Genomic DNA, 15,665 nt, shown 5'->3' with positions numbered 1-15,665 from the left:
CTGACCACTAGGTCAGTCCTTTCCTTCATTCATTATTCTGTTAATCCAGTTTCAAAAGATGTCCGCCGTCAAAGAAGTAGAGGTAGCGTTCCTTTACAGGGACTTTCCAAACCTGCTCGAGGGCTTTTGCATAGAGGGCCAGCTGGATACGATACCTTTCTTCGAGAATGGGCCGGGCCTGCTCAAAACCGCCTTTATACCGGTCTCCAATTGTATCGGTTTTGAAGTCAAGCAAGACCAGTCCCGATTCATCCTCAAACACGCAATCTACGACTCCCTGGATGAAAATTTGCTCATCTTCCCCTTTCCAGTCCGGGTAGACTTGCTCAGCCGGCAAGGACAGGTAAAATGGCACTTCCCTATTTACCTTTTCCGCATTAAGCAGGCGCTGTCCCAGCTCTGTGTCGAAAAATGCCAAGATCCATTCAATCTCGACTCCCTCCCTCTGCTCCGGATACAAGAGCTCCGATGTGGTCATCTGATCCAATTGTTCCGTAACAGACTGCTCGGTCACCGGCTTGCTTAGGTCGATATGCTGCATGACCATGTGCATCGCCGTTCCCTTTTCCGCTGGGGTAAGCTTCTTTTCCTGCATGAATCTCGGCCGGTTCAAAATAGGTTTGGAAAATGTTCGCAGGAAATCCGTCCCGCTCTCTGCGTCACGCACCTCATGATTGCGTTTCATTTCAGTAACGGACTGCTTTGAACGGTGAGTGGCTGCTTCACTATACGCATATTTCCAGGATAGCTGGGTTTGGACTGCCACAGCATAAGATGAAGGAGAAGAAACAGGTTCTCCTGACCTGATTTTTTCCAGTTTATCTTCGCGTTCAAAGTTCTCCTCCTCCCAAAGGCGGGCAACTTCGTTTGCCTCATAAACATGAATCTTCCAGCGCGAAGGATGGCCTGCCAGGTCATTGTCAGTATCCCTTTCATCTCCAAAAATGGAACCTGCATCCCGGTGCCTTGCCAGGGCAGGGCCGATCCATTCAAGGTAGCTGTTGGCAGACGCCCTTAAATAGTCTTCGAGCAGCCAATAGGGCTGGGTTGCCGCCTGGGACCACTTTTCAATCGTCTTTTGGGCATCCTTCACTGTAGACAACAGAAACAACTTCTCCTTGGCGCGGGTAAGGGCCACATACAATACGCGCATTTCCTCAGCCAGCATTTCCATTTTCTTCTTTCGCTTAAAAGCCAGCTGCGGCAGGGATGGGTAGGAAATTCGCTTATCCGGGTTCACGTACTTGGACGCAAATCCATACTCTTTATCAAGCATGAATGGCTTCTTCAAATCCATTGTGTTGAATTGGCGGGCCAACCCCGCTACAAAAACAACCGGAAACTCCAGTCCTTTGCTGCTATGGATGGTCATAATCCGGACCACATCCTCCTTCTCCCCGATGGCGCCTGCAGTACCAAGGTCATCCCCGCGGTCACGCATTCGTTCAATAAAACGGAGGAAGCGAAACAAGCCGCGGAAAGAAGTGGATTCATACTGCCTGGCCCGGTCGTACAAAGCTCGCAGATTGGCCTGCCGCTGCTTCCCTCCAGGCATCCCGCCGACAAAATCATAAAAGCGGGTCTCACGGAACAGATGCCAGATTAAATCCGAAACAGCTTCCTTCCTGGCTTTTGTCCTCCACTCCCTGAGACGGTCGTAAAACGGCCTGGCCTTTTCATAAAGTTCCTCATGTCCTTCGCCTGCAGGCCGCGCACAGAAGGCAGCAAGAGCATCGTAATAGCTTCCTTTTCTATCGTGGATCCGGATAATGGCCAGCTCCTCTTCATTTAGCCCGACAATCGGCGAGCGCAGCACAGATGCCAGCGGTATATCCTGGAACGGGTTATCCAGGACCTTCAGAAGGGAAAGCATGATGGCCACTTCCGTCGCTTCGAAATAGCCGGTTGATAAGTTCGCATAAGAAGGAATCCCCTGCTGCTTGAACTCTTCCATAAACTGTGGCGCCCATGTCATGGAACGGACAAGGATGACAATATCGCGATACTTTATTGGCTCCCCACTTTGGTTTTTCGGATTATAGACAGGTCTTCTCTCCGAAATCATTTCCCTGATCTTCTTGGCCATCAGTCTCGCTTCCAGCTGGGACTGCTCAAGCTCTTCGGCATCAAAGCCTTCTTTTTGCCCATCCTCTTCCTCCGGCAGTGCAGCTCCTTCCTGATCGATGAGCAGGAGTTCTACTGGAAATGGCTCATCAGGATAAGGAGCACCTTTTTTCAGTTCGGCATTCTCGTCATAGTCGATTTCACCAACCCGTACTCCCATGATTTGCTTGAACAGATAATTCGTTCCATCGAGCACTTCCCCCCGGCTCCGAAAATTTTTCGCCAAATCAATTTTAAGCCCTATTCCGTCCCCGTCGGCGGTAAACCGGCTGTATTTGTTGAGGAAAAGGTTTGGTTCAGCCAGCCGGAAACGATAAATCGACTGTTTGACATCGCCGACCATAAAGAGATTGCCGCTGTGTTCCCCGTCGGCCGTGACAAGCTGCAGGATTGCTTCCTGCACCATATTGGTATCCTGATATTCATCGACTAGCACTTCCTTGAACTTTTTGCGATAGTTCAATGCGGCCTCGGAAGGAACAAGCTGCCTTCCTGCTTGGCCTGCGTCGGAAAGAATGTTCAGGGTGTAATGCTCGAGGTCTGAAAAATCGACCAGGCCCTTTTCCTGTTTTAAAGCGGCGAACCGTTCCCCAAATATCTTCACCAGCCTTGTCAGTGTCTCAATGACAGGCTTCATCTCTTCCATATCTCTCAGGAAGCTGGCCGGCTTGCGTGAAAAGAGCTCCGCTTGCATTTCCTGCACCAGTTTTTTCGCTTTGTCCCTTAGCTTGCCTGACTTGTCAATCAGGTCCTTATCGTATTCCTTCGGGCTGCATGCTTTTGCCCGCTTAAAATCCACCTTCTGCATCATTTCGTAAAGGGCCATCCAGGAGTCTTGCTGAGCAGATATCAAGGACTCCACAAGCGCAAGGTCTTCAAGGAAATTTGCTGCTCGCGGTGCTGGGCCATTGGGCAGCTTCGTTAATTCCAGACCCTGCTCAAGCAGCCGTTTCGCTCCCTGTAGCTGCAGTTCCAAATCAAGTTTTAAGGACTGGACGAAAGGCAGGTCATCAATCGAAGCGCCGCTCGCCGTGTCATACATCGAAGCGATGGAATCCAAGTAGCCCTCCGGGGAAGGATTGGACCTGGAAAAGTCGTATAGTTCAAGAATAATGTCTTTTAAGGCTTCGTCACTTCGGTCGTTGGTGAAGGTATCAACAAGCCTGAAAAAGGCAAGATTGTCTTTCCGGCCGTACTCTTCCTCAAATAATTCATCTATCACTTCGTCCCTTAATAATTGCCCTTCCGTTTCGTCGGCTATCCTGAATCCGGGATCCACATCAATCAGGTAATAATATTTGCGGATGACTTCAAGGCAAAAGGAATGAAGGGTCGAAATGGAAGCCCGGTTGAGAAGGCTCAATTGCTTTCGCAAATGGGCAGAGCCCGGCTGGCTGTCGATCGCCTTTTCCAGGGCTTCCCCAATGCGATGGCGCATTTCGGCAGCGGAAGCGTTGGTAAAGGTTACGACCAAAAGCTCATCGACATCCAGCGGAGCATCTTCAGAAGTAATCTTTTTTATAATCCGCTCTACGAGCACCGCTGTTTTGCCTGATCCAGCGGCTGCCGCAACGAGAATATCCTGTCCTTTTGCCATAATCGCCTTCCACTGGTCATCTGTCCAGGTAGCTCCCTCCGGTTTAGGCGGGATTTTCATGCTAGTCAATCAGGTTCTCCTCCTTTCTGATCGCCTCAAGGATATCTTCCTTGCTTTTCGGGACAAGCTTTCTGAATTCGTTCGTTTCAATGGTTCTGTCAAACTGGCAGATGGACTTAAAGGAACAGAAGGTACACGGCAGCCTGTCCTTTAGCTTAAATGGCGCAATATCCACAATGCCGCTGACAATTTCATTCCCTGTCTCGATGTATTTTTGCCGTACGAACCGCCGTAAATGATCAAAGTCCTCATGGCTTGCCACCTTTGAAGCCTTTGTCATGCTGCCGTCTTTCTTGAAGCCGGCGCTGATGATTTGGGAGCTTGATCCACTGTCGAGTGTGCGGTCCATCATTCTAATGACATTTTCATCAGCCAGCAGTAGTCCATTCATCTTGAACTGCTTAATGATTTCCTCTTCAATTTCATCCAGCGACAGCATTCTCGACGCATTCACGATTGGATCATGGACGTGGAAATAGAGGACCCCTGCTGGGTCCGCTTCCTTTCCGGCAATCAGCGGCGAGTGGGTGATGATAATATCCAGGTACGTCAGCATCTGCAAAGCAAGTCCGTAATAAACCTCCGTGAGGTTCAACTCTTTCTCGCTTGATTTATAATCAAGAACCCTGAGGTACATTCCGCTGTTATCCTCCGCTTTGTCGACCCTGTCTATCCGTCCCATCAGTTCCATTTTTGTCCCGTTTTTCAGGGTAAAGCCCAGCGGCGGAAGTGTCCCCTGGCGCCCAAACCCTAGCTCAAGCCCAACAGGCGAGAAGCCGCTTGCCTTTGCATGGTCGCTCATGACGATGGATGCACGGCTGATGATTTTTTCGAGTTTCTGTTTAATATAATGATGCCGGTTCGAGCTTAGCAGGATTTCGTTTTGAAGCCTTGGAGCCAGCTTCTCCACCGCCTCCTTCGCAAGCTCCTCGGACTGTGCCCTTGTCAGGCTGGCCCATGATAAGTTCTCCCTCATCACTGTTTCGGCAATGTATTTTAAAGCGGCATGGAATAAATCCCCGATATCTGGAGCTTCCAGGCGGAAAATCTGCCGGTCCCGAAGCCGCAAACCATGCTGAACATAATGCGAGAACGCACAGCTGTTAAAAAGCTCCATTCTCGATACGCTGGCCTGTATTTCTTCGCCGTATAACTCGGTGCTGACCTTTTCGGACAGCTTTTGAGGACTGTTTTCATAAAACAGGCTGCTTAATACCTTGCTTGCTGTTTCCTGCCAGCGGGTGCTTCCCATATAGTAATCATAAACATCCCACCATAGATCATAGATGGGATAATTCCGTTTCTTGAGCTGGAGCTGGGATGCAAGGTAGCTCAGCGCCGTATTTTCGCCCGAAACATACTCAAGCTGCTCCAGCTCTGATAACTCGGAGGGGTCAGCTGTAAAAACATGCCTGATGTGGTAAGGGAACAAATCCTCCATTCTCTTGATGTAAGACGATGGAATCAGCGCCTTGCCCTCTTCATTGGCAATCGGATAGCTGACATAAAGCAGTTCGGAAGGAGTTGTGAACGCCTTATATGCCAGGAAGTTCTCATCAAGTAGCTTTTGCCGGCTGGTGGCACCTAGCTGCAGTCCCCCTTCCTGCAGAGCTTCGCGGTCATCGTCGCCAAGAATTCCATCCTCAGTCAGCTTGGCGGGGAGCACACCTTCATTCACTCCGATAACAAAAGCAGCCTTAATGTCAGCAAGCCTGGATTTTTCCAGGTCAGCCACAAGGACTTGGTCGATCGCAGGAGGAATGAGCGAGAAATTCAAGGATTCAAATCCGGCATCCAGAATAGCCATGAACTGGCCTTTGGACACTTCTTCTTCTCCAAGCATCTCCACAAACTCATCAAGCAGCTCAATGACCGCATTCCAGGCCTGGTCATGCTCTCTCGCTTCCACCAGCCTTCCCTTCGATTCGGCTGCAAGCCGCCATTCTTCCAGCTTTGCGGGAATATTAAGTTCTTCAAGGAAAAGGTAGACGGCTTCACAAAGTTTGCGCCCATTATCCGCCCGCTTAAGACGCCGGGCCATTCGCTGCAGTGGGGCAGTAATCATGCCCCGCAGCCGGTTCAATAGCTCTTCCCTCTCTTTTTCGGCATCTGTCTGTACCTGCTCCGAGTGTTCAAGTCCCCGGATGCGCCTGTAAACCCATGGATCCTTCCTTGTCCATTTATCCCCCTGAATGCCATAGGCGAGCACATAGTTTTCAAGGACATCCATCCGCTCTCGTTCCTTCTCGATGCTCGCTCCCAGCGGAAAGAACAAGTCCGTCTTTATCGCCCGGAAAATTGGCTCATACCGCCAGTTTCCAATTACGGTTTCAAGGCTTGAGCGCACCAGTTCAATAAGCGGATGGCTGAGCATGGTGCTCTTGCGGTCTATAAAGTAAGGAATCTCATAATCTGTAAATACCGTTTCCAGAATATCCCGGTAATCCTGTCCATTCCGGGTCAGAATAGCCATATCCCGATACCTGAATCCGCGTTCCCTGGCAAGGCTCCGGATTTTGCGGGCAATTCCTTCCACCTCGGCCCGCCGGTTTGCGGCTTCGGCAATATGGATACTTGCCCGTGCTTGATAGGGGTTTGCAGGGCGCGACTCAAAAGCACTCTCGAGATGCTTAAGCGACTCATCCTGCCACCTGAGCTGGCCAGATAGGGTCACCTCATCCTCGAGTTCAATTCCGTTTGCCTGGACGATTTCATGCAGAGTCCGGCAGGTTTCCCCGGTAAGCCTGAACAGGTGCAGTTCATCCGGCCCATTATGCTTAAATGCACGGTCAAGCGGCAGGGCTATGGTAACACGCCTGGCAGTATTCATCAGCTGCTCGATGATCCTGTATTCCAGCGGGGTAAAAGTATAAAAACCATCAATATAAATTTCGGCATCTCTTAGATACTGTGAAGCCGGAATCTTTTCCGCCAGCAAGCGGAAATAATCTTCCGAATCAATGTATTTGCCGAATAGTTCATCTTCAAACTGGCGGTAGATGATCTCCAGGTCATGGAGCTTTTCACCGAGCGCCTTGTCTCCGGTTTCCCCGCCAGGACCTGAAGCAAGGTCTTCAGGCTTGATTGCATAGCGCTTAAATTCAATCAGCATTTGTTCCATCTGTTGGATAAAGCCACTTTTATCAGCAGTGCGCTGAAAAATTTTCAATTCGTCTTTTTTATCTTCAATGATTTTCCTGATCATCATGCTGACCCCGACACTGGTTAGGTGATAACGGGTAAATCCGCCCGTTTCCTGAAGGATTCTCCAGGCAAGCCGGGGAAAACTGTAGACTTGGGTCCGGATCATGCCCCCAAGGCCAGGAGTTGTCGACAGCCGATATTCTGACAGGAAGGACATCTGCTCGGGCACAAGGTAGACAATCGGATCTCCTGCCGGTTCCTCAGTCAGCTTGCCGACAATTTCCTTTAAGCAGAGTTCCGTCTTGCCGCTCCCGGAACGCCCCAATACAAAGCGAACAGCCATATCTCTTCCTCCTTTTAACCTATGTTTCTATTAATTGATGATACCATAACCCGGTGATGATTAATGCGAAATAGTATTGCCAAAAACAACCTTCAAAAGCAGGTTCATTCGCATACCTTATCCTAGGTGATACTATGTACTCAAAAGCAAATCTGCCAACTGGCTTTGTTCTTTTGACAGCCTGTGCCATCCTGGTGGCAAGCAATATTTATACTTTGGTCCCCATCTATGGAATCATTGCCAAAGACCTCGGCATCCCTGCTGGTGATGTCGTCTTGGCGGGGAGCCTGTTTACCTGCTTTTATGCATGCGGGCTTCTATCCCTTGGTATGCTGTCATCGTACACAGGGTTGAGGAAAGTGCTTGTTTTCGGACTCCTTGCCTCCGCACTGGCGACGTCTTGCGTCGGATTGTCCTCTGGACCAGAGAGCCTCTGGATAACCCGCTCCATCCAGGGGTTTACGCTTGCTTCCTTTGCTTCAGTTGTGTTTGCCTACTCCTACGATGCCTTTCCAGTTAAACAGCGTACGATGCTTGTCGTCCTGATCAATACAGGATTTCTGATTGCGGGCATTTTCGGACAGCTTGTCAGCGCCTTCCTGACTGCCTGGCTTTCCTGGACCAGTGTGTTTCACTTTTTTGCTGTTTGCTACTTAATTCTATTCTCGCTGGCTTTCCTCCTTCTGCCCGCCTCTCCTGCACCCGTGCTGGAAAAGGAATCTATGTTTCTTGTGTTCCGGTCCCTGCTCAGAAACCCTTACTTATTTAAATGCTATCTTGTCTCTTTTACGCTTCTCTTTTCAGTGATTGCCTTTTATGATGCCCTCGGGAGATTCTTTACCGGTTCTGAGGCCGATCTCTTCCTGATACGGACAGTCGGATTGATTGGAGCCTGCGTATCCCTTTTTACTGGAAAATTAATTGAAAAAGCCGGTGAAATTAAAACTTTGGCTGCCGGGCTTGCTGCGGGCGCGGCCAGCGTTTCCGCCATGGCCCTATTTCATACAAATGCTGGCCTGATTATTTTCTCGATCCTATTTGTTTCCTCCATCTCGCTTACCATTCCTACAGTCATAACCTTAATTGGCACTTTTGCCGGAAACAATAGGGCAAAGGCGCTTTCCCTGTACTCTTTTATCCTGCTTTCAGGCGCCAGCCTGGCACCCGGAATTGCCTCCTTCTTCGGCTTCTTCGACGTTCTCCTGCTCCTGTCCGCCATTTTCACCGGCAATTTGGGAATCTGCTATCTGCTTTTAAAAGGAAGGACAGTACGCTCCTGAAAATGGGCAATAAAAAGGATTGGGCATTCGTCGCCCAATCCTTTTCAGCCTTAGTCCAAATTGTCGCTTCCAACATAACCCATGCTGGAAATATGCTGTCTGGTCTCCTCATCTCCAAGTTCATAGATCATAGCGTACATTTCCTTCATCGTATCATCATACTCGGGGTTGGTTTTATTGGTATGATACTGCTTGAAAGGAACATGCGCCTCCCAAAAAGATTTCCAGTCCGCCTTATAATTGTCAACCATGAATTCTTTAAGATGCTTTACTTCCTCATCTGTTGCCCTGATTTTAAATTGCCCTTCCGGTTCCGCTGCCTGCTCCAGAATTTCCCCGCTGGCGATACTTACATAGTAGGTTCTTTTTTGTTCTTCCATTCATGCAGCTCCTCTCTTTTTAATTGATTTACCCAAGCAGGGGCCCGTTGAATCTCAATCAGCATGCTCATCTTTATTAAAACCTCTGCCAATTTGCTGTGTCAGTTGGGGGCGAGCGGAAAATGGGGGCGAGCGGGCTGTCAGGTACCTTTTTGCGGAGGGGTGCTGTAAAGATGGCACTGAGGGAGGCTGTCAGGTACCTTTTTGAGCGAGTTCGCCGAAAAAGAGGTACTGAGGCAGCCTATCAGGTACCTTTTTCCGAGAGTTCATCGAAAAAGAGGTACTGAGGCAGCCTATCAGGTACCTTTTTCCGAGAGTTCACCGAAAAAGAGGCACTGAGGAGGGCTGTCAGGTACCTTTTTCCGAGAGTTTACCGAAAAAGAGGCACTGAGAAAGCCTGTCAGGTACCTTTTTCCGAGAGTTTACCGAAAAAGAGGTACTGAGGCAGCCTGTCAGATACCTTTTTCCGAGAGTTTACCGAAAAAGAGGCACTGAGGCAGCCTATCAGTTACTTTTTTTCCAGCACAAACCGTGTTTACCCGTAATCTGCATTCTGCTATTAAAAAATGCATCCCTCCGGATGCACTAAAATGACATATCCAATTCTTCCAGCGGCCAATACCTGAGATTTACTTTCCCTACAACTTCCTTAACAGGAATATAGCCAAAGTGGCGGCTGTCCCAGCTGCCATGGCGATTATCGCCCATTACAAAGAGCTGCCCTTCCGGGACCTTTTTCTTCCCAGTGATTTCTTCGAGGGTAAAGTTTCCTGTCAGAGAGCCATTAAAAGCTTTGGCCCGGTATTTTTCCAGGAACGGCTCATCTACTTTCTTGCCGTTAATGAACAGTTCATCGTTCCGATATTCAATCTCATCACCGGGAAGGCCTATGACCCTTTTAACATAATCTTCCTTTTTATTCGCGTGAAAGACAATTACATCGAACCGCTCCAGCTCTTCCGGCTGAAAGCCAATCTTATAGACAACCAGCTTATTGCCTTCCTCCAGCGTAGGCATCATAGATTCTCCTTCAACAATATAACTGGTGAAAAAGAATATGCGAATAAACGCGAAAATGATGACTCCTGCCGCTGCAGCCTTCAGCCACTGTGCACTTTCACTTTTCAATCCATCGTTCACCTGAAACCACCGCCTCTTTATTCAACCTCGACTTTCTTTTGCGAGCTATTCAGCATGGTCCTTATCAACACTCATATTCATTCTTACTTCAATTAACTTACCTACATACCAAAGAGCGAATATAATCAGGCCAACAATTGCTGTCCTAACCGGCTGCGTGATAAGTGAACGAATATCATGGCCAACGAAACTGATGGTAAATATCATCACCATTTTGCCGGCCATAACGGCGAGCATATATTGATGCAGACTTATTTTAGACAGGCCTGCCACGATATTTACAAGGGCAGAGGGAGTGAAAGGAAAGCACAGCAGCAGAAATAACGGGCCGAATCCATGGCGCTCCACCCAGTTCATCCCTTTCCGTACCTGCTTGTGCCTCTGCAAGAATTGCAGCATCCGCCTTTGTCCATATTTACGGACGAGCCAAAAAACCAGCATGGCTCCTGTACAGGCCCCAATCCAGGAAAAAAGGAATCCCAGCCATAGACCAAACGCGTTGGCATTGGCCATAACGAACAAAAAGAGAGGCAGAAACGGCAGGAACGCTTCCAGCATGGGGAGAAGGATTCCCGCAAAAGGCCCAAGAGCCCGGTATTGACCGATTAAATCCATTAAATTTTCTAGTGTGATCGATTCCTTCAGAAATTCCAAATCCATTGAATTCTCCTTTATTGCGAAGAGGGTATGTAAGCCTCATACCCATTGTACACCTTTTTTGATTCCTAAAAAAAGCAGATGGCAAATTACTCATATAAAAATTGTTTCAAGGCCTCGCGGTTTTGCTCAAGGTCGATGGACAGAACAAGACCGGCCCCGCTTACCCGCATATCCTGGTAGGAATCTTCTACCGGAATCCTAAGTGTTTCAACATTCCGGCTATCCTTGGACAGGAACCCTTTGCCGATTGAGATCATATCCCTTGTGTTTAGATTTGTATTGACGAAGGGAGTAATTACTCCGACGAGCTTGGGAAGCTTGGGCACTGTTTGGAAGGTTGCAAACTGGTTTCCTACTTCCTTGATGACCTTTTGCTGCCTCTCAACCCTGCCAAAGTCTCCTACCGCATCCTGCCTGAACCGGACATACCCAAGCAAATGCTCTCCATCCAGCCTTTGAACGCCAGGTTCAAGCGTTACGCCAATATTGTCAGACATCTGTTTTTCAACTTCCACTTCAACACCATCGGGGAAAGCAGTATCAATTACATTGACAAATCCTTTAAAATCAACAATTGCATAATATTGAAGTTCCACATCAAAATTTTCTTTAATGGTCTGGCGCACCAGTTCCGGACCGCCATATGCAAATGCTGAATTGATTTTATTTTCCCCATGCTCCGGAATGCCTACGTACGTATCACGCATGATGGAAGCGAGCTTATAGGTTCCTTTATCAGGATTATAGCTGGCAATCATGATCGTATCCGTACGCGCCTTTTCCCCTTTCCTGGAATCACTCCCCAGAAGGAGGATATTCGTCAAGCCATTTTCATCCCTTCTTCCTTCAAAAGGATACTCCTCGGGCTTTTCCCCCACTACTTGCTGGGATGCTGCGACTCCCGACCGATATTGGAGATAGGCATACAGGCCGGCTGCTCCCCCCAGGAGGAAAAGAACAATCAGAACAGATGCCCATCTGATTCTCCGCCGGCCTTTCCGCTTTTTTCTCTCATGGCGCTCTGCTCTCATCAAATTTCCTCCATCCATTTTGTTAGATATATATGTTGACATTAAAACCCTTTCAAAGGTTTCATTTACTGTTTCTCTTATTTTCCTTCTTTTTGCCCTTGCTTAACCTGTTCTGCCAAATTTTTTTGCCTTTGCTAAAAAAACCGCAAAGCCGGTAACTTTGCGGAATCCTTTCTTATTTTAAATTCTCTTCGAACCAGCCTGCTATATATTCTAGCCGCTGCAGCCTAAAGTCAGGCTTGCCGCTGCGCGAAAGCTCGTGGTTGGATTCGGGGAACCGTATCAGCCTAGCCTTTTTGCCTTGCCTTTTAAGAGCAATAAAAAGCTGTTCAGCCTGTTCGATGGGACAGCGGTAATCTTTTTCGCTGTGCAGAATCAGGAGCGGAGTTTGGATCTTGTCAACGTAGGCAATCGGAGAATGCTTCCACAATTTGTCCAGGTTCTCGAGGTCAGCCTTTATCTGCCACTCCGTAAAATAATATCCGATGTCGCTGACACCGTAAAAACTGATCCAATTTGAGATCGACCGCTGGGTAACAGCCGCCTTGAAGCGGGTCGAGTGCCCGACAATCCAGTTCGTCATGAAGCCGCCGTAGCTGCCGCCCGTGACGCCCAGACGGTTTCCATCCAGGAAGGAGTACGTTTGAAGCGCATAATCGACAGCAGCCATGATATCTTCGTAATCCCCACCGCCGTAATCGCCTCTTACCGCATCAACGAAATCCTGCCCATAACCGTGGCTTCCTCTAGGGTTTATATACAAAACCGCATAGCCCTTTGCCGCAAGGACCTGAAGTTCCTGAAAATATGTGTTGCCATACATGGCGTGCGGCCCTCCGTGGATTTCAACCACAAGCGGATATTTCTCCCCTTCACGGAATATGGTCGGCCTGAGCAGCCAGCCATGCAGGTTCAAGCCGTCACTGGAGCCGAATTGTATTCTTTCCGGTTCACTCAGTTTTAGAGTGCGGACATGAGCCTCATTGACTGCCGTCAGCTGTTTTAGCTGCCCTGTCGTCACCTCAAGTTTGAATAATTCGCCGGGGAGTGACGGCCTGCTGATGGCCGCTACAATCTCCTGCTTCCGGGGATCAAGCGACATGCCGTATACATGCTGGTCATCCAGCAAGGCCGGATAGACCTCCCCATTGACATTCCCATAATAAATTACCGTATTCCCATTATCGGAAGCCAGGAAGTAAAAGCTTCCCTCCTTGCCCCACAGGATTCCCGGCACCTTGGCTCCCTGCTGGAAATCACCGACCATGGCATCGCCGACATGGATGTCGAGCCCATCTGTCACACAAGTGGTGATTCCGGTTTCTAGCTCATAAAGCCACAGTTTTACAAGGGTCGCATTCTCAAATTCACGTTCATGGCCAAGATAGCCAAGATACTTTCCATCCGGAGAAAAGGACGCGTCCCCAAAATATCCTCCGCCATTAGTTATCACCGTTTCATTCCCCGATTCAATCTGAATGAGGCGTATATCACTGAGGAAAGAGAGATCCTGGTCTTTATTCGGATTCCCTGACACCGCCACCCATTCTCCGTCCGGCGACCAGCTATCAGCCTGGCTATCACACTCTCCTTTAGTAAGAAGTACTGTTTTGCGGGTTGCCACATCCACAACCGCTGCCTGCTTGTAAGTTCCATCCCAGAATCCGGCACTATCTGACTTATACTTCATTTTATCCACAACGAGAGGTTCGGGCTGCTTCTTTTCTTTATCCTCTTCTTTCTCTGAAATCAACTCTTCTCCCGGTTTCAGATGTGCTGAAAAAGCAATTCTTCTGCTGTCGGGCGACCAAATGGGCCCGCTTGCGCCATGAGGGCAGGAAGTCAGCTTCCTTGCTTCTCCTCCTCCAGCCTCAAGTACAAAAACCTGGGCTTTTCCTTCCCTCGTTGAAACAAATGCAAGCTTTGTGCCATCCGGAGACCACTTCGGCGAATGATTGCGGACATTTCCAAACGTCCATTGTTTTGGCCCTGAGTTTCCAGCAAGATCCAATATGTATAAGTTAGAGGCATAGTCGTTTTTCCCTTTGACAATTTCTGTCTGAACATAGGCGCATTTTTTCCCGTCCGGCGACATTTGCGGGTCAGTGACCGATTTTAATTCCAGCAAATCCTCGGGTTGGGCAAGTTTTTTAGATTCCATGTCGTTTCCTCCTTTGCCGCTTTTGCTCTTATATTTCGATAACAGAAATATTTTCCCTTCTTCGAAAAAGATTTTGTTTGGTGAATTTTTTCGTAGGAGGTGGAAAAACGTAAATTAGATAGCCCTTCATTTAAAAGCACTTGAAAACAAACCTGTCCATGCAGTACGATATAATAACAGAACATATGTTCCGAATTTTAAAAGGAGCAAACCCAGATGACAAGGATACCTGAAAAAGACCGTGATATCATGGAGCAGGCCATTTACCTGCCAATGGTGCTAACCATTCTTGACCGTGATCTTATTGTGGTTGAAAAGAGCGCCTTCAAGCTAAAAAAACCTTACCTTGAATTGATTGAAGAAACGATGAAAGCCATCCAGCGGGAATTGGCCCTGGTTAAAAGCTACATGAAGCAAAACAGCCTGCGCGTTGAAAAGGTCAAGCAGGATGAGGCTTTCACCATGTACCTGTTCCTTTACAGGGGGTACGAAGAACATCATAATTATTTTAACCCCAGAATACGCAATAAAGTACAGGAGCTGATGATCCATTATCTGTTTAAAAGGCACAGGCAAACTCCCAATTTAATTAAATAAGACCCTAAAAGAGGGTCTATGCCGTTTATTCATTTTGGTCAAACAGAAACCTTTCATTGATTAGAACTGGCTGCCTTTCTTCCTGGGCTTTCCGGCCGCTTATCAGATAGCTTGCCCTTCTCTCATTTTCCTTCATTCTTTGTAAAGTCCTCGTCCTTAGGAGCGAAGTTCTAAGCAGCTGTTTTTCAAAAGAGCTATAGGAGACGGGAAGAATGAAGGCCTGTTTATTCCTGAAGATAACCCGTGTGCTATGCGGGTCATGGCGTCTGTGATCCAGCACGTGCTCGTGCGAAACCCAAATGCAGCCTGTTTTGGTTGGCGATATGGTTGGCAAAAAATAAACGGAGCTAAAGGGGTCTATGGCGATGGGGATTTTATGTGTGATCCCAGTCAGCATTCTGGTTGCTTTTTTCCTGGCTTCGTAATCCGAAAGATTGTACTCGCAGCCCCTTTTTACCAGGTCAAGTGGCTTTAAGGGCGAAATGTATTCATCTTCCATTTCAACTACCTTTGAAAAAACCCTGCTTCCGTAAAGGAATGGGAAAATAATCATTGTAAGCGGGTTGATCTCATACTCATCCATGTGGTTATGCTCTATATTCATGCCATCCTCTCCTTATCGGGACTAATTACCCAATATACATCATATCATTGTTTCCAGGCAGATTTACCCACCAAAATCAAAAGTTCTAAATTTATACACAATTTCCCGAATAATAGTTTTCTAAAAATTAAAATAATTTAGTTGATTATTCACCTCCAACTCCATATAATAAAAAAAAGGTATAAGAGGTGAAGATCAGTGAAAGAGAAGTCGTATTCTGAAATCATGAAGGCCAGCGTAATGAAGCGGATTAAGGCAAAAGAAACATTTGTACTGGAATTATATGTTGATATGCTCCTCTCTGAAATTCAGCTCACCCATCGGAAAAAACAGCTGCTTGCTAAAATCGACAAAGCGATTGATGACCGGAATCAGCCTCTCTTCTTGACTTTGACAGAGGAATTAAAAGACCTTAACCGACAGTTCGGCACATAGGAAAAAACGAAATCCCCCGCTGCTGCGGGGGAATCTTTATTTTTAAGAAACGCGGATATTCAAGTGAAACTGGATAGGCGCTGGAACTGGCAGTCACCTGAATGCAAAG

Annotated in this window: 11 protein-coding genes; 3 read left to right on the top strand and 8 right to left on the bottom strand. The window is 47.9% G+C overall.

Annotation, left to right across the window (positions count from 1 at the left end; translation table 11 throughout):
• Nucleotides 1-40: 40 nt before the first annotated feature.
• Together addA and addB are read right to left on the bottom strand one after the other, a co-directional pair.
• Nucleotides 41-3,781: a helicase-exonuclease AddAB subunit AddA gene (gene addA, locus WQ57_RS19365; RefSeq protein WP_046525420.1), complete on the bottom strand. Its 3,741-nt coding sequence runs from the start codon at nucleotides 3,779-3,781 to the stop codon at nucleotides 41-43.
• Between the two features lies 1 nt (nucleotide 3,782).
• Entirely contained in the window at nucleotides 3,783-7,268 is a 3,486-nt protein-coding gene (gene addB / locus WQ57_RS19360) for a helicase-exonuclease AddAB subunit AddB (protein ID WP_046525419.1), read from the bottom strand.
• A gap of 134 nt (nucleotides 7,269-7,402) precedes the next feature.
• Here addB and WQ57_RS19355 point away from each other — a divergent pair, with 134 nt between their 5' ends.
• Nucleotides 7,403-8,548 carry an MFS transporter gene (locus tag WQ57_RS19355; RefSeq protein ID WP_046525418.1) on the top strand — a complete coding sequence of 382 codons (1,146 nt, stop codon included), beginning with the start codon at nucleotides 7,403-7,405 and terminating at the stop codon, nucleotides 8,546-8,548.
• 50 nt (nucleotides 8,549-8,598) lie between these two features.
• On the opposite strand, the gene WQ57_RS19350 is transcribed toward WQ57_RS19355, so the two are convergent.
• The 5 genes from WQ57_RS19350 to WQ57_RS19330 form a co-directional block, all read right to left on the bottom strand.
• Nucleotides 8,599-8,928 carry a hypothetical protein gene (locus tag WQ57_RS19350; protein ID WP_046525417.1) on the bottom strand — a complete coding sequence of 110 codons (330 nt, stop codon included), beginning with the start codon at nucleotides 8,926-8,928 and terminating at the stop codon, nucleotides 8,599-8,601.
• Between the two features lie 585 nt (nucleotides 8,929-9,513).
• On the bottom strand, nucleotides 9,514-10,068 hold the full coding sequence (lepB, locus tag WQ57_RS19345; protein ID WP_046525416.1) for a signal peptidase I: 555 nt from the start codon (nucleotides 10,066-10,068) through the stop codon (nucleotides 9,514-9,516).
• A 45-nt stretch (nucleotides 10,069-10,113) separates the two neighbouring features.
• On the bottom strand, nucleotides 10,114-10,728 hold the full coding sequence (locus WQ57_RS19340) for a TVP38/TMEM64 family protein (protein ID WP_046525415.1): 615 nt from the start codon (nucleotides 10,726-10,728) through the stop codon (nucleotides 10,114-10,116).
• Nucleotides 10,729-10,814: 86 nt separating this feature from the next.
• The gene (locus tag WQ57_RS19335) at nucleotides 10,815-11,759 is read right to left on the bottom strand and encodes an LCP family protein (RefSeq protein ID WP_084820328.1); all 945 of its coding nucleotides are present in this window, start codon (nucleotides 11,757-11,759) and stop codon (nucleotides 10,815-10,817) included.
• A gap of 175 nt (nucleotides 11,760-11,934) precedes the next feature.
• Nucleotides 11,935-13,920 carry a S9 family peptidase gene (locus WQ57_RS19330; RefSeq protein WP_046525413.1) on the bottom strand — a complete coding sequence of 662 codons (1,986 nt, stop codon included), beginning with the start codon at nucleotides 13,918-13,920 and terminating at the stop codon, nucleotides 11,935-11,937.
• Between the two features lie 216 nt (nucleotides 13,921-14,136).
• Here WQ57_RS19330 and WQ57_RS19325 point away from each other — a divergent pair, with 216 nt between their 5' ends.
• Nucleotides 14,137-14,517: a YhjD family protein gene (locus tag WQ57_RS19325; RefSeq protein WP_046525412.1), complete on the top strand. Its 381-nt coding sequence runs from the start codon at nucleotides 14,137-14,139 to the stop codon at nucleotides 14,515-14,517.
• Between the two features lie 25 nt (nucleotides 14,518-14,542).
• Here the strand turns inward: WQ57_RS19325 and WQ57_RS19320 are convergent, their stop codons facing one another.
• Nucleotides 14,543-15,121 (bottom strand): competence protein ComK, encoded by a 579-nt coding sequence (locus WQ57_RS19320; protein WP_046525411.1) that lies wholly within the window; start codon nucleotides 15,119-15,121, stop codon nucleotides 14,543-14,545.
• Between the two features lie 198 nt (nucleotides 15,122-15,319).
• Here WQ57_RS19320 and WQ57_RS19315 point away from each other — a divergent pair, with 198 nt between their 5' ends.
• Nucleotides 15,320-15,556: an IDEAL domain-containing protein gene (locus WQ57_RS19315; RefSeq protein WP_046525410.1), complete on the top strand. Its 237-nt coding sequence runs from the start codon at nucleotides 15,320-15,322 to the stop codon at nucleotides 15,554-15,556.
• The last annotated feature ends 109 nt before the right edge of the window (nucleotides 15,557-15,665 follow it).

Source organism: Mesobacillus campisalis (assembly GCF_000986785.1).
Taxonomy (GTDB): Bacteria; Bacillota; Bacilli; order Bacillales; family Cytobacillaceae; genus Mesobacillus_B; species Mesobacillus_B campisalis.
This window is presented reverse-complemented; position numbering and strand designations above follow the sequence as displayed.

What these genes read in the sequence shown, in the direction of transcription:
- WQ57_RS19330 (WP_046525413.1), bottom strand. Translation starts at nt 13,920, where the DNA reads ATGGAATCTAAAAAACTTGCCCAACCCGAGGATTTGCTGGAATTAAAA.
- addA (WP_046525420.1), bottom strand. Translation starts at nt 3,781, where the DNA reads ATGAAAATCCCGCCTAAACCGGAGGGAGCTACCTGGACAGATGACCAG.
- WQ57_RS19320 (WP_046525411.1), bottom strand. Translation starts at nt 15,121, where the DNA reads ATGAATATAGAGCATAACCACATGGATGAGTATGAGATCAACCCGCTT.
- WQ57_RS19340 (WP_046525415.1), bottom strand. Translation starts at nt 10,728, where the DNA reads ATGGATTTGGAATTTCTGAAGGAATCGATCACACTAGAAAATTTAATG.
- WQ57_RS19325 (WP_046525412.1), top strand. Translation starts at nt 14,137, where the DNA reads ATGACAAGGATACCTGAAAAAGACCGTGATATCATGGAGCAGGCCATT.
- WQ57_RS19355 (WP_046525418.1), top strand. Translation starts at nt 7,403, where the DNA reads ATGTACTCAAAAGCAAATCTGCCAACTGGCTTTGTTCTTTTGACAGCC.
- WQ57_RS19350 (WP_046525417.1), bottom strand. Translation starts at nt 8,928, where the DNA reads ATGGAAGAACAAAAAAGAACCTACTATGTAAGTATCGCCAGCGGGGAA.
- addB (WP_046525419.1), bottom strand. Translation starts at nt 7,268, where the DNA reads ATGGCTGTTCGCTTTGTATTGGGGCGTTCCGGGAGCGGCAAGACGGAA.
- WQ57_RS19335 (WP_084820328.1), bottom strand. Translation starts at nt 11,759, where the DNA reads ATGAGAGCAGAGCGCCATGAGAGAAAAAAGCGGAAAGGCCGGCGGAGA.